This window comes from Stenotrophomonas sp. NPDC077421, from assembly GCF_049545505.1.
Lineage (GTDB): Bacteria > Pseudomonadota > Gammaproteobacteria > Xanthomonadales > Xanthomonadaceae > Stenotrophomonas > Stenotrophomonas nematodicola.
The window spans coordinates 25,967-52,675 of record NZ_JBMWDP010000008.1 but is presented as its reverse complement, the minus strand read 5'-3'; the positions used below and the strand labels follow the sequence as shown (position 1 = coordinate 52,675).

The 26,709-nt window shown below is 68.3% G+C and carries 28 protein-coding genes and 1 tRNA gene; 6 read left to right on the top strand and 23 right to left on the bottom strand.

What is annotated here, in order from left to right:
- Positions 1-136: 136 nt before the first annotated feature.
- Together rarD and yedA are read right to left on the bottom strand one after the other, a co-directional pair.
- Positions 137-1,045: an EamA family transporter RarD gene (rarD, locus tag ACPEH1_RS06160; RefSeq protein ID WP_017354745.1), complete on the bottom strand. Its 909-nt coding sequence runs from the start codon at positions 1,043-1,045 to the stop codon at positions 137-139.
- Entirely contained in the window at positions 1,042-1,941 is a 900-nt protein-coding gene (gene yedA, locus ACPEH1_RS06155; RefSeq protein ID WP_017354744.1) for a drug/metabolite exporter YedA, read from the bottom strand. Before yedA ends, rarD begins: the two co-directional genes overlap by 4 nt.
- A 195-nt stretch (positions 1,942-2,136) precedes the next feature.
- On the opposite strand from yedA, the gene ACPEH1_RS06150 reads away from it, so the two are divergent.
- On the top strand, positions 2,137-3,480 hold the full coding sequence (locus ACPEH1_RS06150; protein WP_017354743.1) for an MFS transporter: 1,344 nt from the start codon (positions 2,137-2,139) through the stop codon (positions 3,478-3,480).
- A 136-nt stretch (positions 3,481-3,616) separates the two neighbouring features.
- Here the strand turns inward: ACPEH1_RS06150 and ACPEH1_RS06145 are convergent, their stop codons facing one another.
- The 4 genes from ACPEH1_RS06145 to ACPEH1_RS06130 all read right to left on the bottom strand — a co-directional run bounded on the left by ACPEH1_RS06145 (position 3,617) and on the right by ACPEH1_RS06130 (position 8,051).
- Positions 3,617-5,269, bottom strand: a complete 1,653-nt coding sequence (locus ACPEH1_RS06145) for a M28 family metallopeptidase (RefSeq protein ID WP_136006682.1) — start codon at positions 5,267-5,269, stop codon at positions 3,617-3,619.
- 81 nt (positions 5,270-5,350) lie between these two features.
- Positions 5,351-6,283: an MBL fold metallo-hydrolase gene (locus ACPEH1_RS06140; protein ID WP_017355372.1), complete on the bottom strand. Its 933-nt coding sequence runs from the start codon at positions 6,281-6,283 to the stop codon at positions 5,351-5,353.
- A 45-nt stretch (positions 6,284-6,328) separates the two neighbouring features.
- Positions 6,329-6,667, bottom strand: coding sequence for a hypothetical protein (locus ACPEH1_RS06135; protein WP_017355371.1), 339 nt, complete (start codon positions 6,665-6,667; stop codon positions 6,329-6,331).
- 88 nt (positions 6,668-6,755) lie between these two features.
- Positions 6,756-8,051, bottom strand: coding sequence for a tryptophan--tRNA ligase (locus tag ACPEH1_RS06130; protein WP_017355370.1), 1,296 nt, complete (start codon positions 8,049-8,051; stop codon positions 6,756-6,758).
- 107 nt (positions 8,052-8,158) lie between these two features.
- Here ACPEH1_RS06130 and ACPEH1_RS06125 point away from each other — a divergent pair, with 107 nt between their 5' ends.
- Positions 8,159-8,956 carry a hypothetical protein gene (locus tag ACPEH1_RS06125; RefSeq protein WP_017355369.1) on the top strand — a complete coding sequence of 266 codons (798 nt, stop codon included), beginning with the start codon at positions 8,159-8,161 and terminating at the stop codon, positions 8,954-8,956.
- Between the two features lie 85 nt (positions 8,957-9,041).
- Here ACPEH1_RS06125 and ACPEH1_RS06120 read toward each other — a convergent pair whose 3' ends face one another.
- The 7 genes from ACPEH1_RS06120 to birA form a co-directional block, all read right to left on the bottom strand.
- Positions 9,042-9,263 (bottom strand): CsbD family protein, encoded by a 222-nt coding sequence (locus ACPEH1_RS06120; RefSeq protein ID WP_017355368.1) that lies wholly within the window; start codon positions 9,261-9,263, stop codon positions 9,042-9,044.
- A gap of 178 nt (positions 9,264-9,441) precedes the next feature.
- Entirely contained in the window at positions 9,442-9,579 is a 138-nt protein-coding gene (locus tag ACPEH1_RS06115) for an entericidin A/B family lipoprotein (RefSeq protein ID WP_026070664.1), read from the bottom strand.
- Between the two features lie 202 nt (positions 9,580-9,781).
- A complete protein-coding gene (rocF, locus tag ACPEH1_RS06110) occupies positions 9,782-10,702 on the bottom strand; it encodes an arginase (RefSeq protein WP_017355366.1) in 921 nt (306 codons plus the stop codon).
- 120 nt (positions 10,703-10,822) lie between these two features.
- Positions 10,823-10,898 (bottom strand) — tRNA-Thr (locus ACPEH1_RS06105).
- 41 nt (positions 10,899-10,939) lie between these two features.
- Positions 10,940-11,743, bottom strand: a complete 804-nt coding sequence (locus tag ACPEH1_RS06100; protein ID WP_423715445.1) for an SPOR domain-containing protein — start codon at positions 11,741-11,743, stop codon at positions 10,940-10,942.
- A gap of 49 nt (positions 11,744-11,792) precedes the next feature.
- Complete coding sequence (locus tag ACPEH1_RS06095; protein WP_312707540.1) at positions 11,793-12,524, bottom strand: type III pantothenate kinase; 732 nt, start codon at positions 12,522-12,524, stop codon at positions 11,793-11,795.
- Positions 12,521-13,501 carry a bifunctional biotin--[acetyl-CoA-carboxylase] ligase/biotin operon repressor BirA gene (gene birA / locus ACPEH1_RS06090; protein ID WP_165699844.1) on the bottom strand — a complete coding sequence of 327 codons (981 nt, stop codon included), beginning with the start codon at positions 13,499-13,501 and terminating at the stop codon, positions 12,521-12,523. Before birA ends, ACPEH1_RS06095 begins: the two co-directional genes overlap by 4 nt.
- A 122-nt stretch (positions 13,502-13,623) precedes the next feature.
- On the opposite strand from birA, the gene ACPEH1_RS06085 reads away from it, so the two are divergent.
- Both ACPEH1_RS06085 and ACPEH1_RS06080 read left to right on the top strand, forming a co-directional pair.
- The gene (locus ACPEH1_RS06085) at positions 13,624-13,899 is read left to right on the top strand and encodes a hypothetical protein (RefSeq protein WP_136006653.1); all 276 of its coding nucleotides are present in this window, start codon (positions 13,624-13,626) and stop codon (positions 13,897-13,899) included.
- On the top strand, positions 13,866-14,648 hold the full coding sequence (locus tag ACPEH1_RS06080; protein WP_017355072.1) for a zinc-dependent peptidase: 783 nt from the start codon (positions 13,866-13,868) through the stop codon (positions 14,646-14,648). The genes ACPEH1_RS06085 and ACPEH1_RS06080 overlap by 34 nt, the downstream gene beginning before the upstream one ends.
- Before the next feature lie 15 nt (positions 14,649-14,663).
- Here the strand turns inward: ACPEH1_RS06080 and ACPEH1_RS06075 are convergent, their stop codons facing one another.
- The 4 genes from ACPEH1_RS06075 to dusA all read right to left on the bottom strand — a co-directional run bounded on the left by ACPEH1_RS06075 (position 14,664) and on the right by dusA (position 18,483).
- Entirely contained in the window at positions 14,664-16,091 is a 1,428-nt protein-coding gene (locus tag ACPEH1_RS06075) for a sensor histidine kinase (RefSeq protein ID WP_423715475.1), read from the bottom strand.
- A 23-nt stretch (positions 16,092-16,114) separates the two neighbouring features.
- On the bottom strand, positions 16,115-16,798 hold the full coding sequence (locus ACPEH1_RS06070; RefSeq protein WP_017355070.1) for a response regulator transcription factor: 684 nt from the start codon (positions 16,796-16,798) through the stop codon (positions 16,115-16,117).
- 74 nt (positions 16,799-16,872) lie between these two features.
- The gene (locus ACPEH1_RS06065) at positions 16,873-17,256 is read right to left on the bottom strand and encodes a hypothetical protein (protein ID WP_423715444.1); all 384 of its coding nucleotides are present in this window, start codon (positions 17,254-17,256) and stop codon (positions 16,873-16,875) included.
- A 210-nt stretch (positions 17,257-17,466) separates the two neighbouring features.
- Positions 17,467-18,483, bottom strand: a complete 1,017-nt coding sequence (gene dusA, locus ACPEH1_RS06060) for a tRNA dihydrouridine(20/20a) synthase DusA (protein ID WP_423715443.1) — start codon at positions 18,481-18,483, stop codon at positions 17,467-17,469.
- 182 nt (positions 18,484-18,665) lie between these two features.
- On the opposite strand from dusA, the gene ACPEH1_RS06055 reads away from it, so the two are divergent.
- Positions 18,666-19,622, top strand: coding sequence for a cation diffusion facilitator family transporter (locus ACPEH1_RS06055; RefSeq protein ID WP_136006649.1), 957 nt, complete (start codon positions 18,666-18,668; stop codon positions 19,620-19,622).
- A gap of 5 nt (positions 19,623-19,627) precedes the next feature.
- Here the strand turns inward: ACPEH1_RS06055 and ACPEH1_RS06050 are convergent, their stop codons facing one another.
- Positions 19,628-20,467 carry an AraC family transcriptional regulator gene (locus ACPEH1_RS06050; protein WP_017355021.1) on the bottom strand — a complete coding sequence of 280 codons (840 nt, stop codon included), beginning with the start codon at positions 20,465-20,467 and terminating at the stop codon, positions 19,628-19,630.
- A 111-nt stretch (positions 20,468-20,578) separates the two neighbouring features.
- On the opposite strand from ACPEH1_RS06050, the gene ACPEH1_RS06045 reads away from it, so the two are divergent.
- The gene (locus ACPEH1_RS06045; protein ID WP_423715442.1) at positions 20,579-21,004 is read left to right on the top strand and encodes an organic hydroperoxide resistance protein; all 426 of its coding nucleotides are present in this window, start codon (positions 20,579-20,581) and stop codon (positions 21,002-21,004) included.
- 117 nt (positions 21,005-21,121) lie between these two features.
- Here ACPEH1_RS06045 and mmsB read toward each other — a convergent pair whose 3' ends face one another.
- From mmsB to ACPEH1_RS06020, 5 genes are read right to left on the bottom strand one after another with little or no spacing between them, the layout of a single operon-like run.
- Positions 21,122-22,012, bottom strand: coding sequence for a 3-hydroxyisobutyrate dehydrogenase (gene mmsB / locus ACPEH1_RS06040; RefSeq protein WP_017355019.1), 891 nt, complete (start codon positions 22,010-22,012; stop codon positions 21,122-21,124).
- Positions 22,009-23,184 carry an enoyl-CoA hydratase/isomerase family protein gene (locus ACPEH1_RS06035; protein ID WP_423715441.1) on the bottom strand — a complete coding sequence of 392 codons (1,176 nt, stop codon included), beginning with the start codon at positions 23,182-23,184 and terminating at the stop codon, positions 22,009-22,011. The genes mmsB and ACPEH1_RS06035 overlap by 4 nt, the downstream gene beginning before the upstream one ends.
- A complete protein-coding gene (locus ACPEH1_RS06030; protein ID WP_423715440.1) occupies positions 23,181-23,978 on the bottom strand; it encodes an enoyl-CoA hydratase in 798 nt (265 codons plus the stop codon). The genes ACPEH1_RS06035 and ACPEH1_RS06030 overlap by 4 nt, the downstream gene beginning before the upstream one ends.
- Positions 23,975-25,141, bottom strand: a complete 1,167-nt coding sequence (locus tag ACPEH1_RS06025; protein WP_017355016.1) for an acyl-CoA dehydrogenase family protein — start codon at positions 25,139-25,141, stop codon at positions 23,975-23,977. Before ACPEH1_RS06025 ends, ACPEH1_RS06030 begins: the two co-directional genes overlap by 4 nt.
- A gap of 19 nt (positions 25,142-25,160) precedes the next feature.
- Entirely contained in the window at positions 25,161-26,666 is a 1,506-nt protein-coding gene (locus ACPEH1_RS06020) for a CoA-acylating methylmalonate-semialdehyde dehydrogenase (RefSeq protein WP_017355015.1), read from the bottom strand.
- Positions 26,667-26,709 lie beyond the last annotated feature (43 nt).

Sequence of the window (26,709 nt, the reverse complement as noted above, 5' to 3'; positions counted from 1 at the left end):
GGACGGCGTTGCGCCTGCGGCAGCCGGGTGGAACCCGGCTCTACGGGGCGGGCGCGGCGATGATCGTGGACGGCGTTGCGCCTGCGGCAGCCGGGTGGAACCCGGCTCTACGGGGGTGCGGCGCGGCATTCTGGCGTCAGGCGGCCCTGCGTGACCGCCACACGCTGTCGCCGATGAACAGCGCCAGCCCCGTCCAGATCGCGGCGAAGCCGATCGCCTTGGCGGTGTCGAACGGTTCGCGGAAGAAAAACACGCCCAGCAGCAGGCCCAGGCTCGGTGCGATGTACTGCAGGATGCCGACCAGCGACAACGGAATGCGTTTGACTCCGTAGGCGAAACCGATCAGCGGCAGGGCCGTGACCGCGCCGCCCAGGATCAGCAGCGCATCGTTCTGCCAGCCCCATCCCCCGAAGAAGCCGCCGCCGTGCCCGTTCTCGCTCCACAGCGCGAAGCCGATGGCCGGCAGGAACAGGTACAGGCTTTCCACGCCCAGGCCCGCCACCGGGTCGACCGAGATCAGCTTGCGCAGCAGGCCGTACAGCCCGAACGAACAGGCCAGCCCCAGCGCGATCCACGGCGGCGTTCCCGCGTCGAGGGTCAGCCAGGCCACGCCCAGCCCGGCGCAGCCCACTGCCAGCCACTGAAGCCGGCGCAGGCGCTCCTTTAGCACCACCACGCCCAGCAGCACGCTGACCAGGGGATTGATGAAGTAGCCGAGACTGGTTTCGATCACATGGCCGGCGTTGATCGCCCAGATGTACAGGCCCCAGTTGAACGCGATCGCCAGGCTGCTCAGCGCCAGTGTCGGCAATGCCCGCTTCTGCGCCGCGATCGCCTTCCACCAGCCGGTGCCCCCGCTCAGCAGCAGCCAGGCCACCACCAGCACCGTGCTCCAGATGATGCGGTGGGCGATGATCTGCTGCGACGGCACCGCCTTGAGCAGGTGCCAGTAGACCGGTACCAGCCCCCACAGGGTGAAGGTGAACGCGGTGATTGCCAGCCCGCGACGTTGTTCCTGCAGGCTGTGCTGCGGCGACAGGCTCATTTCGCACGCGTCCGGGCGAGGGTCAGCACCACCACGCCGGCCAGGATCACCGCCATCGCCAGCAGGTCGTGGCTGCCGAAATGCTCATTGCCGATGATCACGCCCAGGATCACCGCGATCACCGGATTGACGTAGGCATAGCTGGCCACCAGGGCCGGGCGCACGTTGTGCAGCAGCCACACGTACGCGGTGAACGCCACGATCGAGCCGAACACGCACAGGTAGGCCACCGCCGCCAGACCACTGAGGGAGGGCCAGGTGGTGGGACGCTCACCGGTTGCCAGGCCCAGCGCCACCAGCATCACGCCACCGCAGAGCATCTGCCCGGCGGCGGTCATGAACGGGCTGGGCAGGTCCAGCCCGCGCGCCCAGATCGATCCGAATGCCCAGCCGATCGGGGCAACCAGCAGCAGGATCAGTCCCTGCGGCGAGGCGGTCAGGCTGCTGCCCGCGTTGAGCCAGACCACGCCGAGAAAGCCGATCGCGATGCCCAGCCATTCGCCGCGGCTGGCATGCTGGCCGCGCATGGCGGCGAACAGCGCCATCCACAACGGCACCGATGCCACCGCAGTGGCGGCCAGACCCGAGGACACCGTGCGCTCGGCCAGCACCACCATGCCGTTGCCCAGCACCAGCATGGTCAGCCCCATGATCCCGAGATTGCGCCACTGCCGCCGGGTCGGTGCCGGCATGCCGCGCCAGCGCAGCACCGCGTACATCAGCGAGCCGGCGATGATGAAGCGCGCGCCGGACACCGTCGTCAGCGGCAGCGCGCCGCCCTCCAGCGCCAGCCGGATACCGAGATAGGTGGACCCCCAGACCACGTAAACCAGCAACAAGGCGAGTACGACAAGGCCGCTCCGGGGAGCAGCCGCTGCAGGTTCAGGTGAAGACATGGCACACCACCATCCGGGGGAGTGGGAATTCTAGGGCACCGCGCTGCCGGCAATCACCCCGGGAAACGGCATGCTGTATCCGTTGCAGGGCATCTGCCGCTGCCGCGCGGGCACCTGTCGTTGACGTGCGATAAGGTAACAAGGAGCTGCCGCCCGGTCAGTTCGACCGTTTTCCAGCCAGGACCCCTACCCTGCATGAGCACGACCATCCCTCCGGCGATTCCGCACGCCGCCTCCCGCGCCGCCCTGCGCCGCTCCATTTCCAACACCCTGAAAGGCTCGGCCGGCAATCTGGTCGAGTGGTATGACGTCTACGTCTACTCGGTGTTCGCGGTGTACTTCGAATCGCAGTTCTTCTCGGCCGCCGACAAGAACTCCACGCTCTACGTCTGGGCGATCTTCGCCGCCACCTTCCTGATGCGCCCGATCGGGGCGTGGTACTTCGGCCGCTTCGCCGACCGCTACGGCCGCCGCCTGGCGCTGACCGTCTCGGTGACGGTCATGGCCGCCTGTTCGTTCCTGATCGCCATCACCCCCACCGCGTCGCAGATCGGCATCTGGGCGGCGGTGATCCTGCTGTTCGCACGCCTGCTGCAGGGCTTTGCCACCGGCGGCGAGTACGGCACCAGCGCCACCTACATGTCCGAAGCGGCCATCCCGGGCCGGCGCGGCTTCCTGTCCTCGTTCCACTACGTCACCCTGGTCGGCGGTCATGTGCTGGCACAGCTCACGCTGCTGGCCATGCTCATGTTCTGGGACAAGCCGCAGATCTCCGAATGGGGCTGGCGCATCGCCTTCGGCATCGGCGGGATCGCTGCGATCGTGGTGTTCTGGCTGCGCCGCACGATGGACGAGTCACTGGGCGAGGACTCCATCGAGGCGGCCAGGACGGGCAAGGCCAAGGCCTCCGGCTCGATGTACGAGTTGTTCGTGCACCAGTGGCGTCCGCTGCTGCTGTGCTTCCTGATCACCGCCGGCGGCACCGTGGCGTTCTACACCTACTCGGTCAACGGGCCGAAGATGATCCAGAGCGCCTTCGCCGGCGACGACGTGATGACCGGCACCCTGATCAACCTCGGCGTGCTGACCTTCCTGATGGTGCTGCAGCCGATCGGCGGCTGGCTGTCGGACATCGTCGGACGCAAGAGCCTGCTGGTGTTCTTCGGCGTCGGCGGCGTGCTGTACACCTGGTACCTGATCACCGAACTGCCCAACCAGCACGACCCGCTGATGGCCTTCCTGGTACTGGCGATCGGCTTTGTCATCCTTACCGGCTATACCTCGATCAACGCCGTAGTGAAGGCCGAACTGTTCCCCACCCACGTGCGTGCGCTGGGCGTGGGCTTCGGCTACGCGGTGGCCAACTCGCTGTTCGGCGGCACTGCCCCGCTGCTGTACCAGGGCGCGCTGAAGACCGGCCATGTCACCTCGTTCGCGATCTATGTCACCGCCGTGATCGCGGTGTCGCTGGTGGTCTATGTGTTCTTCCTGAAGAACAAGGGCCCGAACTGGCTGGATGGCACCCGCACGCACCCGTAAGCGCGGCGACGCGACACGACAGGCGTCGGGCGGTGCGGCGGCGGACGCGCCGCAGCGCCCTCGGGCGCTGCGGCTGTCGCAGGGGCGGGTCGGGGCGGCGGGAGTGGCAGCGCGGTTCCGGCGCCGGCGCTGAGGGTCAGCGGCGCGCCGACTCACTCTGCTCGCGCACCGCGCGGAACTCCGACCCCTCTTCCCAGTGCGGCCAGCGCCGGCTGTTGGCCAGTTCCGCGCCCAGGTCGTAGACCAGCAGGGTGTCGGCGGCATGGCCGCTGGCGTCCCAGCTCGGGGTCCAGGCGTCGCAGGCCTGGTGGTAGCAGGCGGCGAAGTACGCATCGCGCAGCGCGCGGCCCTTCTCCACCCCGCCGTCGGTCATGTCCAGCCCCGGGCCGATGGTGATAGCGGGCACGCCCAGACGCGCGAACGCGAAATGGTCCGCGCGGTAGAAGAAGCCGGCTTCCAGATTCGGATCCGGCGAATAAGTGCGGCCACGGGCCTTGGCCACGCGCGCCAGGTCGCCTTCCAGCGACACCCGGCCCTTGCCCCACGACGCGATGTCGCGGGTCGGGCCATCCGGGCTGAACATCTCGATGTTGAGCACGGCGGCGGTCTTGTCCAGCGGCGCCAGCGGGTGCGCCGCGTAGTAGCTGGCCCCGAGCAGGCCCTTCTCTTCGGCGGTCAGCGCCACGAAGTACAGCGTGCGCTGCGGCTGCGGGCCGGCGGCGAACACCCGGCCCAGCTCCAGCACGGTGGCCACGCCGGTGGCGTTGTCGATCGCGCCACGGCGGATGCGGTCGCCCTTCGCGTCCGGCTGGCCGATGCCGAACGCATCCCAGTGTGCGGAGAAGATCACCGCCTCATCGGCGTGCGCACCACCGGGCAGCTTGGCCACCACGTTGCGGGTGATCACCTGCTCACGCTTGAGCTTGAAGTTCACCGACAGGCGCGCGTCGCCGAGTGCGACCGGGGTGAACGCCGGCGTCATCGCCCGGCGCTTCTCGGCTTCGAAATCCAGTCCGGCATCGCGGAACAGCTGCTCGGCCAGCGCGCGCTGCATCCAGCCGCGGACCGGCACGTGCTGGGCCAGCGCCTGCTCGGGGGTGCGCTCGATGTCGAACAGCGGCGAGGTACCGGAGCTCTTCACCGTGGCCCAGCCGTACGCGGCCGGCGCGGTTTCATGCACGATCAGCACGCCCTGCGCGCCGCGCCGCGCGGCTTCCTCGAACTTGTAGGTCCAGCGGCCGTAGTAGGTCACCGCCTTGCCATCGAATGCGCCGGGCGCATCGGCCTCGAAATCGGCATCGTTGATCAGCACCACGGCGATCTTGCCGTGCAGGTCGACGTCCTTGTAGTCGTCCCACTGCCGCTCCGGCGCGTCGATGCCATAGCCGACGAACACCAGCGGCGCGTCCTGGATGTCCACCGCCGCCTGCGGCCGCAGGCTCTGCAGCGTCACGTCCTCGCCATTGACAAGCGGATGCGCTCTGCCGTTCTGGCGCAGCTGCGCGCGCACCGGGCCATCGACCTGCGCGCGCACCATCGGCACCGGCTGTACCCAGGTGCCGTCCACGCCGCCGGGCTGCAGGCCGTACCTGCGGAACTCCTCGGTCAGGTACTGGACAGTCCGTTCTTCGCCCGCCGACGCCGGCGCGCGGCCTTCGAACGCGTCAGACGCAAGGATGCGCACGTGCCGCGACAGCGCGTCCGGGTCGATGCCGCCACCGGGCAGGTCGTTGGCCGCGTGGGCCAGACCGCCGACGAACAGACAGGACGACAACAGCAGCATGCGCATCGGATTCACGGCAGACACCAGGCGGAAAACGGAAGGCCCGAGTGTAACGTGACACCTGCATGACCGCTGCCCCGGCCGCCCTCAACGGCGGTCGCGATCCAGCCAACAGGCCAGGCCCTGCGCGTTGAGCTCGATGTCCATCGCCAGCACCTGCGTCACCGCCGCATCATCCAGGGGGCAGCCGTGGGCCTGCGCGCGCTCCAGGTACAGCGCGGTCAACGCGGCCACCAGACAGCGGTGGCGGTCCGGCCGTGCATCGCACTGGCGCGCGATGTCGGTCATCGCATCGATCTGCTCGACCAGGTCGGCGGCCAGGCGCGGTACGTCGTCCACGCGGCCGTAGTGGGTCAGGTACATCGCCTGCGGGGAGCGGTCGAGCATGCGCGCGATCGACTGTTTCAGCGGCTCCGGCTCGAACTGCACCGGCGAAGAGGTGGGCAGGATGAACGGCCCGCGCGCGCTGTCCAGCTCGCGGTAGGACAGGCCGAAGGTATCGCCGGTGAACCAGCTCGCGCTGCGCGCATCCCACACGCACAGATGGTGGCGTGCATGGCCAGGCGTGTGCACGCAGTCCAGCACGCGCCCGGCGAGATCGACGCGATGGCCATCCTCGGCAATCACCACGCGTTCGGCCGGCACCGCCAGGATTGGACCGTAGCTGCGCTTGATTTCCGCTTCGCCATACACCTCGGTGGCGCCGGCGATCAGCCGGGTCGGATCGACCATGTGCGGAGCACCGCGCGGGTGTACCACCAGCCTTGCGTTGGGCAATTGCTGCATCAGCAGGCCTGCGCCGCCGGCATGGTCCAGATGCACATGGGTCAGCACCAGCCAGTCGACCGCATCGGCGGGTACCCCCGCGCGTGCCAGCGCCTTGAGCATGGCCGGCACGGCCAGCCCGGTACCGCAGTCGATGAACGCAGCGCGCCCGTTTTCGACCACCAGATAGGCGGCGTCGAAGTCGTCGCGCTGGAACGCGGTATCGATGGTGTGGATGCTGGGGTCGGAGGTCATCGGCTCATCCCTGGCGGAAAATCGGCACATTACGCCACGCCCAGTCTAGGGCGAACCCGCCGCCGGCTTCGATGCGGCTTTGGTCGAACGCCGCGCCAGCACCGGCCCGCGCAGCAGGATCGCGGCCACCATCACCGCCAGGAACGCACCGTAGGCATAAAGCACGGCCAGCACCTGCCGCCAGATCGGGCCGGCATCGGACTGCACCACACCGATGTGATGGCCCCACAGCATCGCCAGGATGCTCAGGGCGAAGGCCAGTGCCAGCGCGACGCCGTCGAACAGGCGGCGCGATGGGCCACGTGGATGCCGCGGAAACAGCCAGTACAGCGTACCCAACAGCACGAACCAGGGCAGGAACAATACCAACGACAACCAGGCCATTGCAGTCTCCCGTGCAGGATGCCCGCATCATGCCATGCGCCGGTGCCGCCGGCGGCAGGGTACCGGCACCGGGCCGGTACCGCTGCGATCAGGCCTGCTCGCGCAACACCTGCAGGGCATCGAGCACGACCGCCACATCGACCTCGACCTTGAACAGCTCGCTCTGCAGGCCATCGCCGTGCGTGGTCTGCTTGAGCACGCCGATCAACTGGCCGGCATCACGCGGCGAATCGAAGGCCTCGCTCTGGATCAGCAGGCTGCCGTCACCGGCCAGCAGCTTGAAGTAGAACCGGCCGTCCTTTTCGCGGTACTGCTTGAACATCGGCGGCGCCGCGCGTGCTTCGCCGCTGTCTTCGCTGGCCACGCCACCGGCGCTGGACAGATCGCGCAGGCCCACCGCATGGCGCAGTTCGGCCAGCAGCGGCACCGCGTACTGCTCGCGCAACTGTTGGCCGCGGCGACGCAGCAGCGCCTCGATCTTCTCCGGCTCGGCCATCAGCGCTTCGTAGCGCTCGCGCAGCGGGGTCAGCTCGGCGTCGATACGCTCGAACAACTGCTGCTTGGCATCGCCCCAGCCGATGCCGTCGGCGAATGCCTGGGCGAACGCAGCCGTCTGCTCGGCAGTGGCGAAGGCCTGGTACATCTGGAACAGCGCCGAGCCCTCGGTGCTCTTGGGCTCGCCGGGTGCGCGCGAGTCGGTGAGGATCGAGAACACCAGCTTCTTCAGCTCCGCGCGCGGCGCGAACAGCGGAATGGTGTTGTGGTAGCTCTTGCTCATCTTGCGGCCGTCCAGGCCGGCCAGCGTGGCCACCTGTTCGTCGATCACCACCTCCGGCAACGGGAAGTACTCCTTGCCGTAGACATGATTGAAGCGCTGGGCGAAATCGCGCGCCATCTCGATGTGCTGGATCTGGTCACGGCCGACCGGTACGCGGTCGGCCTTGAAGATGAGGATGTCGGCCGCCATCAGCACCGGGTACATGAACAGGCCCGCGCTGATGCCGGCATCGTCGTCGAGCTGCTCCTCGCGGTTCTTGTCCACGGCCGCCTTGTAGGCATGGGCACGGTTGAGGATGCCTTTGCTGGCGATGACGGTCAGGAACCACATCAGCTCGGTGGTTTCCGGGATGTCGCTCTGCCGGTAGAACCACACCTTGTCCGGATCCAGCCCGCACGCCAGCCAGCTCGCGGCGATTTCCAGGGTCGAGCGCTGGGTCCGCGCCGGCTCCTGCGCCTTGATCAGGCTGTGCAGGTCGGCCAGAAAGAAGAAGCTCTCGATGCCGGAGGCCTGGCTGGCCGCGATGGCCGGACGGATGGCCCCCACGTAGTTGCCCAGGTGGGGGGTGCCGGAGGGGGTGATGCCGGTAAGAACGCGGGTGGTCATGAGGGAATCATTACGGACAGTTGAACGCCCCCAGTTTACCTGCCCGCGCGCAACCCCGTTGGACCGGCTGGGGCGTTCAATCCCGTACCCCAACCCGGATGCCTGCCATGAAACGCCTGATTCTGCCCCTGCTGGCCATGTGGATGCTGTGCGGTTTCACGCCCGTGGCCCCGTTCCCCGATGATGCCGGGCCGGTATCGCTGCAGGTGGTGGACCGCGACAGCGGCCGCACGCTTCGCCAGTATCCGGACGGCTCCCAGCGCTGGATCGCCGGTCAGCAGGGCCACCGCTACAGCGTGGCATTGCGCAACGACAGCAACGAACGCGTGCTCGTGGTGCTGTCGGTGGACGGCCTGAACGCCATCACCGGCGAGGTCGCCGCTCCCGGACAGACCGGCTATGTGCTCGACCCGTGGCAGCGGGCGGAGATCAGCGGCTGGCGCAAGTCGTCGCGCGAGGTCGCCCAGTTCGTGTTCACCGACCCTGGCCGCAGCTACGCGGCACGCACCGGCCGCCCCGACAACATCGGCGTGATCGGCATCGCTGTCTTCCGCGAAGCGGCGCGCTACGCCCCGGCGCCACCGATCGCCCGCCCCTCGCGCCCGATCCTGCGCGAGGCCCCGCAGGCCGAGGCGGCGGCCGACGTGGCTTCTGCCCGCGGTGCAGCGGCGCCCGCCCCGCAGCTCGGCACCGGGCACGGTGCGCGCGAGTATTCGCGCGCGGACAACACCACCTTCGACCGCGCCACGCGCATGCCAACCCAGCGGCTGGATGTGCGCTACGACAGCGAGCGCAACCTGATCGCGCGCGGGGTCATGCCGCGCCGTGCGCTGCGCCGCGACGATGCCCCGCAGTCCTTCCCGCAGGGCTATGTCCCGGACCCGCCGTCCTACCGCGGGCGCTGAAAAAGAAAAAGCGGGCCGCGCGATGCGGCCCACCTGGTTTCATACCTTGGCGGCCGTGCCGCCTCACTGCACGCGGCGTACCGCGTCAGTGGAAATCCGGATAATCCTTGCGCATGGCTTTCTCGAAGTCGCGCACTTCGTTTTCAGCGCGGTCGCGCGCCCAGCCATAGCGCTCCTGCAGCCGGCCTGCCAGGTACTCGGCATTGCCCTCGGCCACCTTGAAATCGTCGTCGGTCAGATCGCCCCACTTGGCCTGCGCCTTGCCCTTGAGCTGCGTCCACTTGCCGGAAATGATGTCTTTGTTCATGGGTTGGCATCCTTGTTTGAAACGGCATCGTCGCCGCAGGTACAGAGTGCGCGGGTGCGCGTTTGGTGGCGGTCAAGCGACGATGAAACGGATGCTCACGAGCTTGAATGGTTCACTACTGCACGCAACGAAAAAGGCCGGGAAATCCCGGCCTTTTTCTGGGTGTCCGATCCAGGGATCAGTTGCCCTTGGCAGCGTCTTCCACCGTCTCGCCCGCCTTCTGTACATCCTTGCCGGCACCGGCAACGGTGTTGCAGCCGGCGAGCATCGCCACCGAGAACATCGACAACAGCATCAGTGCAATAACACGCTTCATGGGGTTCTCCTGTTTGATCAACTTCATCACCGGTATCCGGTCCACCTGTCAGACGAGCGATGCTCCTCTTCCCGATCGCGGGGCGGGGGTCGAATCGACACTGCCGCCGCGTGATGTGCAATCTGGCGGCAGCGGCGTGCAGCGAATGTGAACGCGCCCTGCCACCATTCAGCCACGCGGCGCACGGCACGCCGCCACGGTGTCAATCGCGCATCAATGTCGATTTGCCAAACAGGCTTTCCACCAGGTCCACCGCCAGCTCGGCGGTGGTGTTGCGGTTGTCCAGCAGGGGATTGAGCTCCACGATGTCCAGCGAGCCCATGCGCCCGGTGTCGGCGATCATTTCCATCACCAGCTGGGCTTCGCGGTAGTTCACGCCACCCGGCACGGTGGTGCCTACGCCCGGGGCGATGCTCGGGTCCAGGAAGTCCACGTCGAAGCTGACATGCAGGTGGGTGGTGGCGTCGATCCCCTTCAGCGCCGCTTCCATCGTGCGCTTCATGCCGGCCTCGTCGATGTAGCGCATGTCGTACACATCCACCTGATGCTGCTTGATCAGGCGCTTCTCATCCTGGTCCACCGACCGGATGCCGATCTGATGCACCTGCTGCGGGCGGATCGCCGGCGCATCGCCGCCAAGCCGGGTCAGCGCATCCGGGCCCAGCCCGCACAGGCAGGCCACCGGCATGCCATGCACGTTGCCCGACGGGGTGACGTCGCTGGTATTGAAGTCCGAGTGCGCATCCAGCCACAGCACGCGCAGGGTCTTGCCCTGCTCGCGGCACCATCGCGCCACCGCCGTGATCGAGCCGATGCCCAGGCAATGGTCGCCGCCGAGCATGATCGGCATGCGGCCCGCCTGCAGTTCGGCGTAGGTGGCGTCCATCAGCGCACGGTTCCACGCCACCACTTCATCCAGGTGGCGGTAGCCGTGCACCGGCGCGGTCCACGGGTTGCGCGGGCCATCCAGGTTGCCGATGTCGCGCACGTCCACGCCGCGCGCGGCCAGGGCATCGCCGAGGCCGGCAATACGCAGTGCGTCCGGCCCCAGACCTGCGCCGCGATGGCCTGCTCCGATGTCGGTGGGAACGCCGATCAGGGAAACCGGGGGATACATCGCCATCGCTGCTGCTCCATTGCAAAGAAGCACAGTCTAGCCAGCGCGACGGCGCGGGACTCGCGGCGCTGCAGCAGGTAACGAGGGGAAGCAGCGGACAATCAGTAGCCACCGACCGTTGGTCGGTGGTGCCGGCACCCGGATTCGAACTGGGGACCTACCGCTTACAAGGCGGTTGCTCTACCAACTGAGCTATGCCGGCATCGGCACGGCGAACGGCGCTGCCGTCGCGGAGCGTGGATTCTAGCGCAAGCGCGCACAGTCCAGCGAGCGTTGCTGCGCCGCGCCGCTGCGCTGGCGCACCGTGGCGGCGTCGGCCGGGGTGGCCAGCGTCGCATCCACCCACCACTGCGCGCTGCCATCCCCGCCACTGGGCACCAGGCGGGCGGCGAAACCGGCCGCACCGAGGGCAGCCATGCGCCGTTCGGCCCCTTCGCGGTTGCGGTACTGGCCCAGCGCGATGGCGTTGGCTTCCTCGCCCTGGCCGATGATGTAGTAGTCGCTCAGGCCTGCCGCGACGATGCGCTTGACCGTGGCCTGGGCTTCCTCACGGCTGGCGGCCGGCGGCAGCAGCACCCGGTAGCGCGTGGCGCCGGCATCGGTGACCTCGCGCAGGCGCGCGCCGCGCAGCCCGGCGCCAGCCTTGGCCTGCGCGGCCTGCGCGCTGGCACGGTCGGCAAACGGACCCAGGCTGAGGCACTGGGCGGGCACGGCAGCGGCAGGCGGCGGGGTCACCGCGACCGGTGCCGGCGCCGTGACAGCGGGTGCTGCGGGCGTGGGCACAGGCACGGGCGTGGGCGCCGCCGGCGCGGTTGCAGGCGCCGGTGCCGCCGCGGCCGGGGTGGCATCGGCCAGCGCGGGCGTGGCCACGGCCGGCGCCACAGGCGCGGCCGCCGGTACGACGGCATCCCCGGGCAACAGCTGAAGCTGCGCCACACCGCTGGGCGCCGCAGACGGCGCAACGGCGGGCTCGCCGCGCAGCATCCACCACAGCGCGACACCCCCATTGAGGATGACCAGGACAACGATCAGGGCACGGGTAAGCATGGAGGGATTCTAGGGCCAAGCGCGGGGATTGCGCGCGGCCTGGCCCGGGTCAGCGTGGCGCGTGGTGCACGGCCCAGCGGGCCAGGCCATCAAGCACCAGCGCCGGCTGGAACTGCGCATCGCCGAGCAGCGGCATCAGCGCCGGTGCGCCGCCACCGTGGACCAGCAGCGCGGGCAGGCGGCCGAGCAGCGCGGCCGCGTCGGTGCGGCTGCGCTCGATCAGTGCCACGGCTGCACCATCGCAGCCGGAGGCCAGCGCGTCGGCGGTATCGGTGGCGAACGCATGGTATGCGCCCCCGCGGGCGGGCAACTGCACCGCACGCGCATGCAGCGCCTCGCGCATCGTGGTCGGCGACGCCGCGATACGCCCGCCGTGGTGCAGGCCATCGGCGTCGAGCAGGTCGATCGTCAACGCGGTACCCACCCCGGCGACCACCACGGCCTCGCCACGCCCGGCCACGGCCAGCAGCGCCAGGAAGCGATCCACGCCGAATTTTGTCGGATCGGCATACGCAACGCGCACACCGGCGCACTGCGCCTCGGTACGCACGACCCGCACCTGGGCGAAGCGGGCCTGCAACACCTCGAGCATGCTGCGGGTCAAGGCGGGTGCGGCAACGCTGGCCACATAGGCCACGTCGCCCTGCGGCAGCGCCTGCAACGCATCGGCCGGCATCGCCTCGGCGCCATGCGGCCAGGCCTGCACATCACCGGCACGCACGCCCTGCAGCGGGGCGAACTTGAAACGGGAATTGCCCAGGTCGAACAACCAGTCGCTCATTGCATCCTCACGCTGACTTCGCCGGCATGGAACACGCGCTCGCCCTGCGCGGTGCGCACCCGCAGCGCACCATCGTCGGCCAGGCCCAGTGCGTGGCCCTCGATCCACTGGCCCCCCTCATCGACCCGCACCGCGCGCCCGGCCAGCCCGTCCAGGGCGGCATAGCGCGGCAGGAACGGGGCCAGGCCATCGGCATCGAACGCCTCCAGCGCCGGCAGGAGCGACGCCAGGATCGCCGCGACCAGCGCGTTGCGCGCCACGCCCTGCGCGCCGGCCAGTGTCGCCAGGTCGGTCCACGGCTGGGTGATCTGCGCCCCGTGGTCCGCCGGCATGCGCACGTTGACGCCCAGGCCGATCACCGCCCGCGCCGGGCCGGCGAATTCACCGCCACCTTCCACCAGCAGACCGCCGAGCTTGCGGCCCTCGACAACCAGATCATTGGGCCACTTCAGCGTGACCCCGGCGATGCCCTGCGCGCGCAGCGCCTCGGCCACGGCCACGCCGGCCACCAGGCTCAGGCCCCCCAGCCGCGACAGGCCGCCGGCAAAGCCGCGCAGTACCGACAGGTACACATGCGCGGCCAGGGGCGAGGTCCATTCGCGGCCACGCCGCCCACGGCCGCCGGTCTGGCGCTCGGCCAAGAGCACGGCCGTGCCGCGCGCCGGCGCGCTGCAGCGCAGCAATTCGGTGTTGGTGGAGCCCACGCTCCAGGCGATGTCCAGGGAGGCAAGCAGCGGAAGGACCGCCGCCGGCAGCGCCGCACGGAGGGTGTCCGCGTCGAGCAGATCCAGCGGCTGCTGCAACTGGTATCCGTCGCCGGCGCGCCCTTCAATCGCGATCCCGGCCGACCTAAGTCCTTGAATCCGCTTCCAAATGGCGGCACGCGTCTGACCCAGCTCACGCGCCAGGGCGTCCCCGGACAGGCGCCCGGCTCCCAGTTTGGCCAGCAGTTGGCGGTCGTCCACGGCAGCTTCCATCGGATTACTGGACAAAATTATGCGGGAAACCCGCCCCCAGCGCCCGCGGGGGCCTTTCAATACCGGCGCTGAATCGGGCTAGAATCGGGAACTGACCTGTTCACCCGTTCTGGATGTTGACGATGCGCCCGTTCGCCCATTGCCTGATCCTGCTGATGGCCCCCTTGGCCGCGCACGCTTCCGAAGCGATCGCCGGCCAGGCGCGGGGTGGCTGCGTCTATTCCGCCAGCGATGCCGAACGTGCGCCGCCGTCCACCCCGACCAGCGCCAGCGCACCGGCGGCGGTCAAGCCCAGCGCCAGTGGCACCGGCAGCACCGGCGGGGGTGGCGATGACGATGTGCTGCCGCGCCTGCGCGCACCGAAGTGGCACAGCTTCCTGCCGGGCATGTTCCGCTGATCGAACGTATGTGGGGTTGGCTGCGGCGTACGCCGCGCGAGATCGATCCGTCTTTGTGGCAGCAGAGCTGCCAGCGTGGCCCGTGGCTGCGTGGCCTGGACCCGGCGCGCCGCGAGCGCCTGCGCGTGCTCAGCGCGCGCTTCCTGCACGAGAAGACGATCAGCCCGGTGGCGGGCCTGCAGCTGGACGAAGGCGATGGTGTGCTGCTGGCCGCGCTGTGCTGCCTGCCGCTGCTGGAGTTGGGCGAGGTCGGGTTGCGCGGCTGGTCGCAGCTGATCGTTTACCCGGACGCGTTCCGCGTGCAGCGCAGCCATGTCGATGCGGCCGGGGTACTGCACGAATGGGATGACGAACTGATCGGCGAATCCTGGGACAGCGGTCCGCTGATTCTGTCGTGGGCCGACATCCAGGCCGATATCGCCGACCCGCACGCCGGCTACTGCGTGGCGGTGCATGAAATGGCGCACAAGATCGACGCGCTGGATGGTGCGATCGACGGCACGCCGCCGTTGCCGCGCGCCTGGCAGAAACAGTGGGCCGCCGACTTCCAGCGGGCGTACGACGGCTTCTGCGAGCAGGTGGACCGGGGCCGGCATACCGCGATCGACCCGTATGCCTCGGAGGCGCCCGAAGAATTCTTCGCGGTGGCCACCGAATACCACTTCTCCGCACCCGCCCTGCTGGACAGGGAGATGCCGGAGGTGGCCGCGCATCTGCGGCGCTTCTACGGTGCGCCGCCGGCGATGTGACAGCGCATCACTGCCTCAGGGGCCGGGCGGCAGCTTCACTTCGAATCGTGCGCCACCCAGTTCCGGCGAGCGCAGAACCTGCAGTTCGCCGCGATAGTCCTTGATCAGGTCCTGCACGATCGACAGGCCGATACCGTGGCCCTGCACGCGCTCGTCGCCGCGTACGCCCCGCTGGAGCACCTTGGCGATGTCTTCCGGGGCGATGCCCGGGCCGTCGTCGTCCACCGACAGCACCAGGCCTGCGCGGCGGGCACCCGGTGCCGGCAGCGGATGGGCGCTGAGCAGCACGCGCCGCTTGGCCCACTTGAAGGCATTCTCCAGCAGGTTGCCGAGCAGTTCCTGCAGGTCGCCGGGTTCACCGTGGAAACGCGCGGCCGCATCGATGTCGAACTCGCACAGCACGCCCTTGGCGGCGTAGACCTTTTCCAGGCCACGCACGATCTCCTCGGCGTTGGATTCGATCGGCAGCGGCGCGGAGAACAGCTTGTGGCCCGACGATGCGGCGCGCGCCAACTGGTAGGACACCAGGTTGTTCATGCGCCGCAGCTGGACGTCGAACTCCTCGCGCAGGTCCTGGTCCTGGGCACCGCTGTCCAGCTGCGTACGCAGCACGGCCAGCGGCGTTTTCAGGCTGTGCGCGAGATCGGCCAGGGTGTTGCGCTGGCGCTCCAGGTTCTCGCGCTCGCTCTCGATGAAGGCGTTGATGCTGTCGGTCAGCGGTTCCAGCTCGCGCGGGTGGCGCTCGCTCATGCGCTCGGTCTCGCCGCGCTGCACCTTGGTCAGCTCGGTGATCACGCGCCGCAACGGTCGCAGGCTCCACTGCAGGATCACGGTCTGCAGCAGCAGCAGGATCAGGCCCGCACCACCGAGGTAGAACCACACCCGCCCGCGGAAGACGCGCAGCTGCGCACCGAGCGCACGCGAATCTTCCATCACGTAGATGGTGTACGGGAACTCGGTGGCAGGGTCGGCGTCGGCATCCCACATCAGGCCAAGTCCGTAGCGGTACACCGAGCCGGGCGTGCCGTCGATCTGGGTCATTGGCAAAGGGCCTTCGAACACTTCCTGACGCGGGCTCAACAGCCCGCCCCCTTCGGCCGGCAGGATCGGCCCTTCAGCCGACATGGAATTGGCGCGCGTGCCGTCCGCAAGCACCACTTGCATGTAAAGACCGCTGCCTGGGCCATCGAAACGTGAATCTGGTGGTTGCTCGCGAATGTAGAGTGAACGGTCCCGGGTGAAGTCGATACCGTCCGCATATGCTCTCGCGTAGCTTTTCAGGCGCTCCTGCAGATTGGCGCGTGCGGTATCAGCGAATGCCGCGTCCAGAGCGTAACCGGCCAACGCCAGAAACCCGACCAGACCCACAGACGCCGCCAGCATCTGGCGTGCCTGCAGTGAGCGCGGCCGCCAGCGTTTGAAGAACCACAGACGGCCGGACATCATGCAATCGCCAAAGTGTCGACTCAGCCCTCGTTGCGCGGGATCGCGAAACGATACCCGCGGCCACGCACGGTTTCGATCGGCTTGAGCTCACCGTCGGCATCGAGCTTCTTGCGCAGGCGGCCGATGAACACTTCCAGCACGTTCGAGTCGCGGTCGAAATCCTGCTGGTAGATGTGCTCGGTGAGGTCGGCCTTGGAGACCAGTTCACCGGCATGCATCATCAGGTATTCGAGCACCTTGTACTCGTAGCTGGTGAGGTCCACGTTGCTGCCGCCGACGCTGACCGTCTGCGCGGCCAGATCCAGCGCGACCGGACCGCATTCGAGCGTGGGCTTGCTCCAGCCAGCGGCACGGCGCAGCAGCGCGTTGACGCGGGCCAGCAGCTCTTCGACATGGAACGGCTTGACCAGGTAATCGTCGGCGCCCTGCTTGAGGCCCTCGACCTTGTCCTGCCAGCTCGAACGCGCGGTCAGGATGAGCACGGGGAATTTCTTGCCCTCATCGCGCAGCGCCTTGATCAGTTCCATGCCCGACATCTTGGGCAGGCCCAGATCAATGATGCCGACATCGAACGGCACTTCGCGGCCCATGTACAGACCTTCCTCACCGTCCTGCGCAGCATCGACGGCAAAGCCTTCGCGCTTGAGCCGGGCTGCCAGGGTTTCCCGCAGCGGGGCTTCGTCTTCGACCAGAAGGATACGCATGAACTCTCCCTAGTGTCCTGGGTATGGCCGGGGGCCAGTGGGTAATGCAGATGACTGCGGACAACTATCCCTGTTCAGGGGTTATCGCCGCGTAGTGATGACATATCCGAGCGCGGCGTGCGGGGCTGTGAACGCGCCGGCGCCGGGTCGTCCATGTAGCGGACCCGTCCGCGGTCGTCCATGTACTTGACCCGGTTGATGTCGCGACCGTCGAACGGAACACGCTCGGCGCCGAGGATGTGGCCCCCGGTGGTCCGCTGGACCCGACGCACCGCATCGGACAGCGAACGCTCCTGCGCCCCGCCACGCGCGGCCCGCGCCATGTCGCCACGGGAGGCTTCCGGCGGCGGGATATCCTGCGCCAGGAGCGTACCGCTGAAGGCAGCAGCCCCCATCGCCAGAAGGGCGAGGACGGCGAGGCGGCGATGGCGATGGCGATGGCGAGTCACGGAGTGCATCGGTCTGATCCTAGCGGACGGCGGCAAAACGTTCAAAAGTTGTAAATTCGTAACCGTCAGTCAGGCCGACGTTTTACGAATCTTTTGCAAATTCTTGGTTTTACGCGGTGAATCCGATCTGAACTTTTCCGGCTGCGCCGCCAGTTTGTTCATCTAGGTGAACAATGGCGACAAAACGGGCAGCTTGTCAAGCCAGGACTGCGGGCCGGCTCACGCTGCGACACGTTCCGCCTGCGCCCGGGTCACCGCCAGCGCCTGCTCGATCAGGCTCCAGTCCGCGCCGGCGCGGTGGGCGCCCTCGCTGAGGATCTGGCGGAAGGCGCGGCCGCCCGGCTGGCCGTGGAACAGGCCGAGCAGATGGCGAGTGATGTGCTTGAGCGCCAGGCCATCGGCCAACCGCGCCTCGATGTACGGCCGCATGGCCCGCAGCAGGGCCTCGCGGGACTGCAGCGGCGCGCCGGTCTGCGCGGCCTCCAGCCGGTGCAGCACGTAGGGGTCGTGGTAGGCCGCCCGGCCCAGCATCACCCCGTCCAGCGCGGGCAGCTGCGCCTGCGCCGCCTCGACCGTGGCCAAGCCGCCGTTGAGGACGATGGCCAGCTGCGGCCGCTCGGCCTTCAGGCGGTGCACCCAGTCGTAGCGGAGCGGCGGTACTTCGCGGTTCTCCTTCGGCGACAGGCCCTTCAGCCAGGCGTTGCGGGCGTGCACGATGAACATCGCACTTCCCGCGTTGGCCGACTGATCGACGAAGTTGCGAAAGATTTCGTAGTCGTTGTCTTCATCAACGCCGAGCCGGCACTTCACCGTGACCGGGATGTCGACCGCCGCGACCATCGCCGCCACGCACTCGGCCACCAGCGTCGGTTCGCGCATCAGGCAGGCACCGAAGCGCCCGGCCTGGACGCGGTCGGACGGGCAGCCACAGTTGAGGTTGACCTCGTCATAGCCCCACTCCTGGGCGATGCGCGCGGCCTGCGCCAGCAGCGCCGGATCGCTGCCACCGAGCTGCAGGGCCAGCGGATGCTCGCTGCCATCGAAGCCCAGCAGGCGCTCGCGGTCGCCGTGGATCACCGCATTGGCATGCACCATTTCGGTGTACAGCCGCGCACCCGGGGCCAGCAACCGGTGGAAATACCGGCAATGGCGGTCCGTCCAGTCCATCATCGGGGCGACGGACAGGCGCAGGGAGGCGGTGTAACGCGCCGCAGCGTCGGAGGCAGGCTGGGTCATGGGCGGGCAGGCATCGGGATCTGCTGGCAATGCCAGCGCAATCAACAGTTTACCCGCTTGCCATGAACGCTGCCCGAGGGCAGCCCCGAGCGCCGTGTGCCGCAACGGCAACAGCGCATCGCGATTCACGGCTGCAATCGGAACAGCGCACAATTGCGCTCTGTCTTTCTGCAAGGCCTGCGATGCGCAGCCCCCTCCTGTCCGGTTTCGACCCTGCCACCGAACAAGGTGTGCTGCGCCTGTCCATCGCCGCGTCGCTGGCGATGGCGGTCGCGGCGGTGGTGTTCGGGTTCCTGGCCAACTCCTCGCTGATCATCTTCGACGGCATCTACGGCCTGATCGACGTGGTGATGACCTGGCTGTCGTTGCTGGTGGTGCGGCTGATCAGCCTGTCGACCCAGGTGGATGCATTGCAATCGCGCCTCAACCAGCGCTTCACGATGGGCTTCTGGCACCTGGAGCCGATCGTGCTCGGGGTCAGTGGCACGCTGATGATCGGCGCGGCCCTGTATGCGGCGGTCAACGCGGTGGACGCATTGATGTCCGGGGGGCGCGCGATCGCATTGGGCCCGGCGATCCTGTTCGCGGTGCTGTCGATCATCGCCGAGATCGGGCTGGCCCTGTTCGTGCGCCGTGCCAACCGCGGCATCGGCTCGGAGTTCATCGCGCTGGATGGCAAGAACTGGGGGGTGTCGGCCAGCATGTCGGCCGCCTATCTGGTCGCCTTCATCGGCGGCTGGCTGATGGGCGATACGCGCTGGGCATGGCTGGTGCCCTACATCGATCCGGCGATCCTGCTGGTGGTGTGCCTGTTCGTCATGGTCGCCCCGCTCGGCACGGTGCGGCAGGCGCTGTCGGACATCCTGCTGATCACCCCGGTGGACCTGCAGGCGCACGTGGACGAGGTGGCGCGTGCCATCGTCGCCAGGCACGGCTTCCTCGAGTACCGCAGCTACGTGGCCAAGGTCGGGCGTGGCGAGCAGATCGAGCTGTTCTTCGTGGTGCGCGCCGATGACCCGCCGCGTGCGCTGCTGGAATGGGACCGCCTGCGCGACGAGATCGGCGAGGCGCTGGGCGAGGAATCGACGGACCGCTGGCTGACGATCATGTTCACGACGGATCGGGAGTGGGCGATCTGAGGGCGTCAGGGCGCGCGTGCTGCCGCGCCCACCTGCTTCCACTGCCGCGGCGATTGCCCGGTCTGCGCTTTGAATGCGCGCGACAGTGCCGCTTCGCTGCCGTAGCCCACATCGATGGCGATGCGCTTGAGCGGTTGCCCCCTGCGCAGCGCCTGCTGCACCAGCCGCGTGCGCCAGCCCTGCAGGTACTGGCCCGGCGTGCTGCCGATGGTGTCGCGGAAGCTGTCGGCGAAGGCGCTGCGCGACATGCCGGCACGCTGCGCCAGCGATTCCAGCGTCCACTCCTCGGCCGGCGCTTCGTGCATGGCCACCAGCGCGTGGCGCAGGCGCGGGTGGGCCATGCCGGCGAGCAGGCCGACGCGTAGCTGACCGCTTTCCATCAGCGCGCGCAGGATCTGGATCAGCACCACTTCAAACAGGCGATCCAGCAGCGCCTGGCGGCCGCAGCGCTGGGCGAAGGCTTCCTCGAACAGCAGCGACAGCACAGGATGGCCCCCGTACAGGGCATCCAGCGGCAGACAGATCACTGCGGGCAGCGCGGCGGCCACCGGGTTGTTGCCGGCCCCTTCGAACTGCAGATGCGCACAGGCGAAATCGGCGCCGCGCTGCGCGTCCGTGATGAAGCGGTGGGCCAGCGGACGCGGGTAGAGCAGCACGCTGGGCTGGTCGATCTGCAGCACACTGCCATCGTCATGTTCCACCCGTACCGTCCCGTCGCGGATGAGGTGCAGCTGGCCACGCTCGCCGTCGGCAGCCAAGTGGTTGATGCCGCACAGCGGGCCGGCATGGAAGACCTCGGCACTGACCGCGAAGCGGCCAAGCAGGGATTGCAGGCGATCGACCATTCTGGACTCCAGATCAAGTTTCCTGGACGAAATGTTGCCACACGTACAGCCCAGTGGCGCACAGTACGTCTCACCTACCCGCTCCATCCCTTCACGCCACAGGAGAATCCCATGTCCATCGAAAACGTTCTGTACACCGCCACGGCCACCGCTACCGGCGGCCGTGAAGGCCACGCCACCTCGTCCGACAACGTGCTGGACGTGCAGCTGTCCACCCCGCGCGAGCTGGGCGGCGCGGGCGGCCCGGGCACCAACCCGGAACAGCTGTTCGCCGCCGGCTACTCGGCCTGCTTCCTGGGTGCGCTGAAGTACGTGGCCGGCCAGGCCAAGGTCGCGCTGCCGGCCGAAACCGCCATCACCGGCAAGGTGGGCATCGGCCAGATTCCGACCGGCTTCGGTATCGAAGTCGCGCTGGAGATCTCGGTGCCGGGCCTGCCGCGGGAGCAGGTGGAGGAGCTGGTGCAGAAGGCGCACATCGTGTGCCCGTACTCCAACGCCACCCGCGGCAACATCGATGTGACGCTGACGGTCGCGTAAGCAGGATCGGGCAAAAAAATGGGCGGCTGCCTGGCTCGACCGCCTGGCAACCGCCCATCCCACCGCGGTGGATCCCCAGGGTGATACCCGGGGATGCGTCTGAGCGTGGTGCTGGTGTTACGTTTCGTTTGCGATCACCTGCACGACGCTGGAGAAATCCAGCTTGCCGCGACCGGCCTGGTGGTTCATCGAATACAGGTTGCGCGCGAGCTCGCCGAGTGGAATCGAGGCGCCCACGCTCATGGCCGCTTCCACCGCCAGGCCCATGTCCTTGAGCATCAGGTCGCTGCCGAAGCCGCCGCTGTAGCCGCGCGAGGCCGGCGCATTCTCCAGCACACCCGGCCACGGGTTGCACACTTCGGTGGCCCAGCTGCGGCCGGTGCTGACCGCCATCATCTGCGACAACACCTTCGGATCCAGACCGTGCGCCACGCCCAGTGCGATGGATTCGCCGGTGACCGCCATGATCACGCCCAGCGCCATGTTGTTGCACAGCTTGGCGACCTGGCCGGCGCCGCTGGCGCCGACATGGAAGATGTTCTTGCCCATTGCCTGCAGGATCGGGCGGGCGCGCTCGAGCGCCTCGGCATCGCCACCGACGATGAAGGTCAGGGTGCCGGCCTGTGCACCGGCGGTGCCGCCGGAGACCGGTGCGTCGAGCATCTGCAGACCACGTGCAGCGGCCGCTTCGGCAACCTTGCGTGCGGTGGCCGGGGCAATGGTGCTGCAGTCGATCAGCAGTGCGCCGCCGGGAATATCGGCCAGCAGACCGTCCTCGCCCAGGTACACGCCTTCGACGTGACGGCTGGCCGGCAGCATGGAGATCACGATCTCGGCGTCGGTCAGGGTGTCCAGCGCGGAATGCGCAGCGGTGGCGCCGGCATCGACCGCGGCCTGCACGGCGGCGGGCACCAGGTCGAACACGCGCACGGCGTGCCCGGCCTTGGCCAGGTTGGCGGCCATCGGGCCACCCATGTTGCCCAGCCCAATGAATGCGATACGGCTCATGCGAGGCTCCTTTCAGGGTCAGTGACACCGAGGTCGGCCAGCGGGTGCGTGGCGTCGGACCAGGGCGAAACGAAGAAGGTGTGGGCCCACGCCGCCGTGGCCTCGGCCAGGGTGGCCGGCTGCCAGTGCGGGGTGCGGTCCTTGTCGATCAACAGCGCGCGGATGCCTTCGGCAAAGTCGCCGTGGGCGGCGCTGTGCAGCGCGGCGATGTACTCCAGGCGGTAGACGTCGGCCAGCGATGCGCCGGCAGTGCGGCGCTGCAGCTCGAAGGCCAACCGCGCCGAGCCGGGTGCACCGGCGGCGAGCGTGGCCTGGGCGGCCTGCAACCAGGGATCGTCGGTTTCCAGCGCGATGATCGCGTCCACGATGGTGGCCAGATCGTCGCCGGCACAGAGCGCGTCGAGGGTGGCGACATGGCGCAGCAGCGGGCCGGTGGCCGCGTCGGTGGCGTGCTGCTGCAACAGGGCGCTGAGCTGCTCGCGGTTGCGCTTGGCCTCCTCGCTCCAGTGCACGCCGAGCAGCGCGGTGAACACCGCTTCGCGCTGCGCTTCCGGCACGTGGATGTCGGCCAGGCCGGCGTAGATCGCATCGCCGGCATTGAGCGGGGCGCCGGTAAGGGCCAGGAACAGACCACCCTTGCCCGGCACGCGCGGCAGCAGCCAGCTGCCGCCCACGTCGGGGAACAGACCGACGGTGATCTCCGGGAACGCCAGTTTCGAGCGCTCGCTGACCACGCGATGGCTGGCGCCGGACATCAGGCCGATGCCACCGCCCATCACGATGCCGTGGCCCCAGCACAGGATCGGCTTGGGGAAGGTGTGGATGGCGTAGTCGACGCGGTACTCGACGTCGAAGAATTCGGCGGCATACGTGTTGTCGCGGATGTCGCTGCGGCCCGCCTGGCGGTACTCCACCATGCTGCGGTACAGGCTGTGCAGGTCACCGCCGGCGCAGAAGGCCTTCTCGCCCGCGCCCTGCAGCACCACCAGGGCGATGCCGTCGTCGTCGGCCCAGGCCTGCAGGCGCTCGCCCAGCAGGTGTGCCATCGGCAGCGAAAAGCCGTTGAGCGTGCGCGCGGCGTTGAGCGTGGCGATGCCGATGCGCATGCCGTTGGCGGCGGTGCGTTCCTCGAACAGCACCGGTGCGTCTTCGCTGGCGGCGACCGTGCTCATGCGTTCTTCCACTGCGCGCTGCGCTTCTCCAGGAAGGCGCTGACGCCCTCGACCTGGTCGGCGCTGTCAAACAGGTCGACGAACGCTTCGCGTTCGGCCACCAGGGCGGCGGCATGGGTGCCGGTGCGGGTGGCCTGCACCAGCGTCTTGCACGCGGCGATGCTGGTCGGGCTCTGCTTGCCGGCCTTGCGCGCCCAGTCCAGCGCCAGTGCGAGCGCTTCGCCCTTGCCGACCTTCTCTTCGGCCAGGCCGATGCGCACGGCGGCGTCGGCATCGATGCGTTCGCCGAGCAGGATCATCCGCTTGGCCCAGCCTTCGCCCACCAGACGCGGTAGATTCTGCGTGCCACCGGCGCACGGCAGCAGGCCGACGGTCGCCTCCGGCAGCGCCACCTGGGCATGGTCCTCGATGATGCGCAGGTCGCAGGCCAGCGCACATTCCAGGCCGCCGCCCATCGCATAGCCGTTGATGGCCGCGATGGAGACGCCACGGAAGCCGGACAGGGCCTCGAAGGCTTCGCCGAATCTGCGTGCCGCTTCGCGCGCGGCGCCCTTGTCGCCGGAGGCGAACTGCTTGAGATCGGCCCCGGCGGAGAAGAACTTTTCGCCTCCCCCGGTGATCACCAGCGCGTAGATGCCCTTGTCGGCATTGAGCGCACCGACCAGGTCGCGCAGGGCGGACAGACTGTGCACGGTCCAGGTGTGGGCCGGCGGGTTGTCCAGCGTCACCACCGCGACGTGGCCATCGGCCTCGACCTTCAGGCCGGTGTGTTCGTGCGTGCGCCAATCCATCATCGCAGTTCCTCTTCGGTGTTGAGCAGGTGGCGGGCCACGATCACGCGCATGATCTCGTTGGTGCCCTCCAGGATCTGGTGCACGCGGCAATCGCGGAGCAGCCGTTCGATCGGGTATTCGCGGATGTAGCCATAACCGCCGTGGATCTGCAGCGCATCGTTGCAGACGTTGAAGCCGGCATCGGTGGCGAAGCGCTTGGCCATCGCACACCACACGTTGGCATCGCTGGCACCGGCGTCGAGCTTGCGCGCGGCGGTATGCACCATCTGCCGCGCGGCCACGAGCTGGGTGGCCATGTCGGCCAGCTTGAACTGCAGCGCCTGGAAGTCGGCCAGCGCCTTGCCGAACTGGCGGCGCTCGCCCATGTAGCGGCGGGCCGCGTCCAGCGCGCCCTGGGCGGCACCCAGCGAACAGGCGGCGATGTTGATGCGGCCACCGTCCAGGCCCTTCATCGCCAGCTTGAAGCCGCCGCCTTCCTCTCCCAGAAGGTGGCTGACCGGCACGCGGACGTTCTCGAAGGTGATGCCGCGGGTGGGCTGGCTGTTCCAGCCCATCTTCTCTTCCTTGCGACCGTAGCTGATGCCCGGCAGGTCGGCCGGCACCGCGATCGCGCTGATGCCGCCCGCACCGGCACCGCCGGTCCGCGCCATCACCACCAGCAGTTCGGTGGCGCCGGCACCGGAGATGAAGGCCTTGGCGCCGTTCAGCACGTAGTGTTCACCTTCGCGCACGGCGCTGGTCTTCAGCGACGCCGCGTCCGACCCGGCACCCGGCTCGGTCAGGCAGTACGAGGCCAGCTTGCTGCCCGAGGACAGATCGGTGCCCCAGGCGGCGCGCAGCGTTTCGGTACCCCACGTCGACACCATCCACGAGGCCATGTTGTGGATGCTGATGTAGGCCGCAGTGGACGGGTCCACGTTGGCGAGCTCCTCGATGACGACGGCGGCGTCCAGACGGCTCAAGCCGCTGCCGCCGACCTCGGGGTCCATGTACAGGCCACAGAACCCGAGTTCCCCTGCCTTGGCGATCGCCTCGCGCGGAAAGATGCCCTCCGCATCCCATCGCGCGGCGTGTGGCGCCAGTTCGGCCTGGGCGAAGTCGCGCGCAGCCTCTCTATAGGCCTGCTGCGCTTCGTCGAGTTCCGTCGTCATCGAGTGGCTCATGGTCGAACTCCGTTGTTGCTTACTTCAGGCTGATGGTGGTGTTGACGCCGTGACCCAGCGTCTCGTCATCGAACCAGCGCGAGGTGATGGTCTTGGTCTGGGTGTAGAACATGACCACCTGCTTGCCGTACGGGCCCAGGTCGCCGAGCTTGGAGGCGCGCGAACCGGTGAAGGAGAACAGCGGCACCGGCACCGGAATCGGCACGTTGATGCCGACCTGGCCGACGTCGATGTCTTCCTGGAACTTGCGTGCGGCCGCGCCGGACTGGGTGAACAGCGCGGTGCCGTTGCCGTTCGGATTGGCGTTGATCAGGTCGATGGCGTCTTCCAGCGTGTCCGCTTCGAGGATCACCAGCACCGGCCCGAAAATTTCCTCGTCATAGATGCGCATGCCCGGGGTGACGCCGGCGAAGATGGTCGGGCCCACGAAGTTGCCCTTCTCGAAGCCGTCCACCTGCGGGTTGCGGCCATCCAGCACCAGCTTGGCGCCCTGCTCCACACCGGAGGCGATCAGGCCTTCCACGCGCTCGCGGGCGGCGCAGGAGATGACCGGGCCGACATCGGTCCCGGCCACGCTGCCGGCGCTCACCTTCAGTGTCTTTGCCTTGGCCACCAGGTCAGGCACCCACTCGCGCGCCTCGCCGACCAGCACCAGGGTGGATGCGGCCATGCAGCGCTGGCCCGCCGCGCCAAAGGCGGCACCGACCATCGCGTTGAGGCTCTGTTCCTTGTTGGCGTCCGGCAGCACCACGGCGTGGTTCTTGGCGCCCATCATGCATTGCACGCGCTTGCCGGCCAGCGAGGCACGGTTGTACACGTGCGTGCCGACGCGGGTGGAACCGACAAAGGAGACGGCCTTGATGTCCGGGTGGTCGCAGATCGCATTGACCACGTCTTCGCCGCCGTGCACGACGTTGAGCACGCCCTTGGGAATGCCCGCTTCCAGCGCCAGTTCGACCAGGCGCATGGTGACCATCGGGTCCTGCTCGGACGGCTTCAGAATGAAGGTATTGCCGGTCGCGATCGCCATCGGGAACATCCACAGCGGGATCATCGCCGGGAAGTTGAACGGGGTGATGCCGGCGCACACGCCGAGCGGCTGCAGCAGGGTGTAGGTGTCCACGCCATTGGCGACGTTGTTGGCCAGCTCGCCGAGCTGCAGGTTGCCGATCGCAGCGGCGTGCTCAACCACTTCCAGGCCGCGGAACACATCGCCTTCGGCGTCCGGCACGGTCTTGCCCTGCTCGGCGGACAGGATATGGGCCAGCTCGCTCATGTTTTCGCGGATGAGCTGCTGGTACTTCAGGAAGATGCGCGCACGGGTGCCGATGGGGGTCTTGCGCCAGGTCTTGAAGGCTTCCTTGGCCGCAGCGACGGCGGCGTCCACTTCACCGGGGGTCGCGAACGGCACCTGGGCCAGGACGTCCTGGGTGGCCGGATTGACCACGTTCTGCCAGTGCGGGCTGGCCGATTCGATGAACTGGCCATCGATCAACATACGGATGCGGGGCGCTGCAACAGTCATGGACAATCCCGGGGGGTCGATAAGTTGTTGGCATTATTCACAG

Bases quoted from the DNA above. Each gene is read 5' to 3' on its own strand.
- rarD (WP_017354745.1), bottom strand. From the start codon at position 1,045: ATGAGCCTGTCGCCGCAGCACAGCCTGCAGGAACAACGTCGCGGGCTG.
- yedA (WP_017354744.1), bottom strand. From the start codon at position 1,941: ATGTCTTCACCTGAACCTGCAGCGGCTGCTCCCCGGAGCGGCCTTGTC.
- ACPEH1_RS06150 (WP_017354743.1), top strand. From the start codon at position 2,137: ATGAGCACGACCATCCCTCCGGCGATTCCGCACGCCGCCTCCCGCGCC.
- ACPEH1_RS06145 (WP_136006682.1), bottom strand. From the start codon at position 5,269: ATGCGCATGCTGCTGTTGTCGTCCTGTCTGTTCGTCGGCGGTCTGGCC.
- ACPEH1_RS06140 (WP_017355372.1), bottom strand. From the start codon at position 6,283: ATGACCTCCGACCCCAGCATCCACACCATCGATACCGCGTTCCAGCGC.
- ACPEH1_RS06135 (WP_017355371.1), bottom strand. From the start codon at position 6,667: ATGGCCTGGTTGTCGTTGGTATTGTTCCTGCCCTGGTTCGTGCTGTTG.
- ACPEH1_RS06130 (WP_017355370.1), bottom strand. From the start codon at position 8,051: ATGACCACCCGCGTTCTTACCGGCATCACCCCCTCCGGCACCCCCCAC.
- ACPEH1_RS06125 (WP_017355369.1), top strand. From the start codon at position 8,159: ATGAAACGCCTGATTCTGCCCCTGCTGGCCATGTGGATGCTGTGCGGT.
- ACPEH1_RS06120 (WP_017355368.1), bottom strand. From the start codon at position 9,263: ATGAACAAAGACATCATTTCCGGCAAGTGGACGCAGCTCAAGGGCAAG.
- ACPEH1_RS06115 (WP_026070664.1), bottom strand. From the start codon at position 9,579: ATGAAGCGTGTTATTGCACTGATGCTGTTGTCGATGTTCTCGGTGGCG.
- rocF (WP_017355366.1), bottom strand. From the start codon at position 10,702: ATGGCGATGTATCCCCCGGTTTCCCTGATCGGCGTTCCCACCGACATC.
- ACPEH1_RS06100 (WP_423715445.1), bottom strand. From the start codon at position 11,743: ATGCTTACCCGTGCCCTGATCGTTGTCCTGGTCATCCTCAATGGGGGT.
- ACPEH1_RS06095 (WP_312707540.1), bottom strand. From the start codon at position 12,524: ATGAGCGACTGGTTGTTCGACCTGGGCAATTCCCGTTTCAAGTTCGCC.
- birA (WP_165699844.1), bottom strand. From the start codon at position 13,501: ATGGAAGCTGCCGTGGACGACCGCCAACTGCTGGCCAAACTGGGAGCC.
- ACPEH1_RS06085 (WP_136006653.1), top strand. From the start codon at position 13,624: ATGCGCCCGTTCGCCCATTGCCTGATCCTGCTGATGGCCCCCTTGGCC.
- ACPEH1_RS06075 (WP_423715475.1), bottom strand. From the start codon at position 16,091: ATGTCCGGCCGTCTGTGGTTCTTCAAACGCTGGCGGCCGCGCTCACTG.
- ACPEH1_RS06070 (WP_017355070.1), bottom strand. From the start codon at position 16,798: ATGCGTATCCTTCTGGTCGAAGACGAAGCCCCGCTGCGGGAAACCCTG.
- ACPEH1_RS06065 (WP_423715444.1), bottom strand. From the start codon at position 17,256: ATGCACTCCGTGACTCGCCATCGCCATCGCCATCGCCGCCTCGCCGTC.
- dusA (WP_423715443.1), bottom strand. From the start codon at position 18,483: ATGACCCAGCCTGCCTCCGACGCTGCGGCGCGTTACACCGCCTCCCTG.
- ACPEH1_RS06055 (WP_136006649.1), top strand. From the start codon at position 18,666: ATGCGCAGCCCCCTCCTGTCCGGTTTCGACCCTGCCACCGAACAAGGT.
- ACPEH1_RS06050 (WP_017355021.1), bottom strand. From the start codon at position 20,467: ATGGTCGATCGCCTGCAATCCCTGCTTGGCCGCTTCGCGGTCAGTGCC.
- ACPEH1_RS06045 (WP_423715442.1), top strand. From the start codon at position 20,579: ATGTCCATCGAAAACGTTCTGTACACCGCCACGGCCACCGCTACCGGC.
- mmsB (WP_017355019.1), bottom strand. From the start codon at position 22,012: ATGAGCCGTATCGCATTCATTGGGCTGGGCAACATGGGTGGCCCGATG.
- ACPEH1_RS06035 (WP_423715441.1), bottom strand. From the start codon at position 23,184: ATGAGCACGGTCGCCGCCAGCGAAGACGCACCGGTGCTGTTCGAGGAA.
- ACPEH1_RS06030 (WP_423715440.1), bottom strand. From the start codon at position 23,978: ATGATGGATTGGCGCACGCACGAACACACCGGCCTGAAGGTCGAGGCC.
- ACPEH1_RS06025 (WP_017355016.1), bottom strand. From the start codon at position 25,141: ATGAGCCACTCGATGACGACGGAACTCGACGAAGCGCAGCAGGCCTAT.
- ACPEH1_RS06020 (WP_017355015.1), bottom strand. From the start codon at position 26,666: ATGACTGTTGCAGCGCCCCGCATCCGTATGTTGATCGATGGCCAGTTC.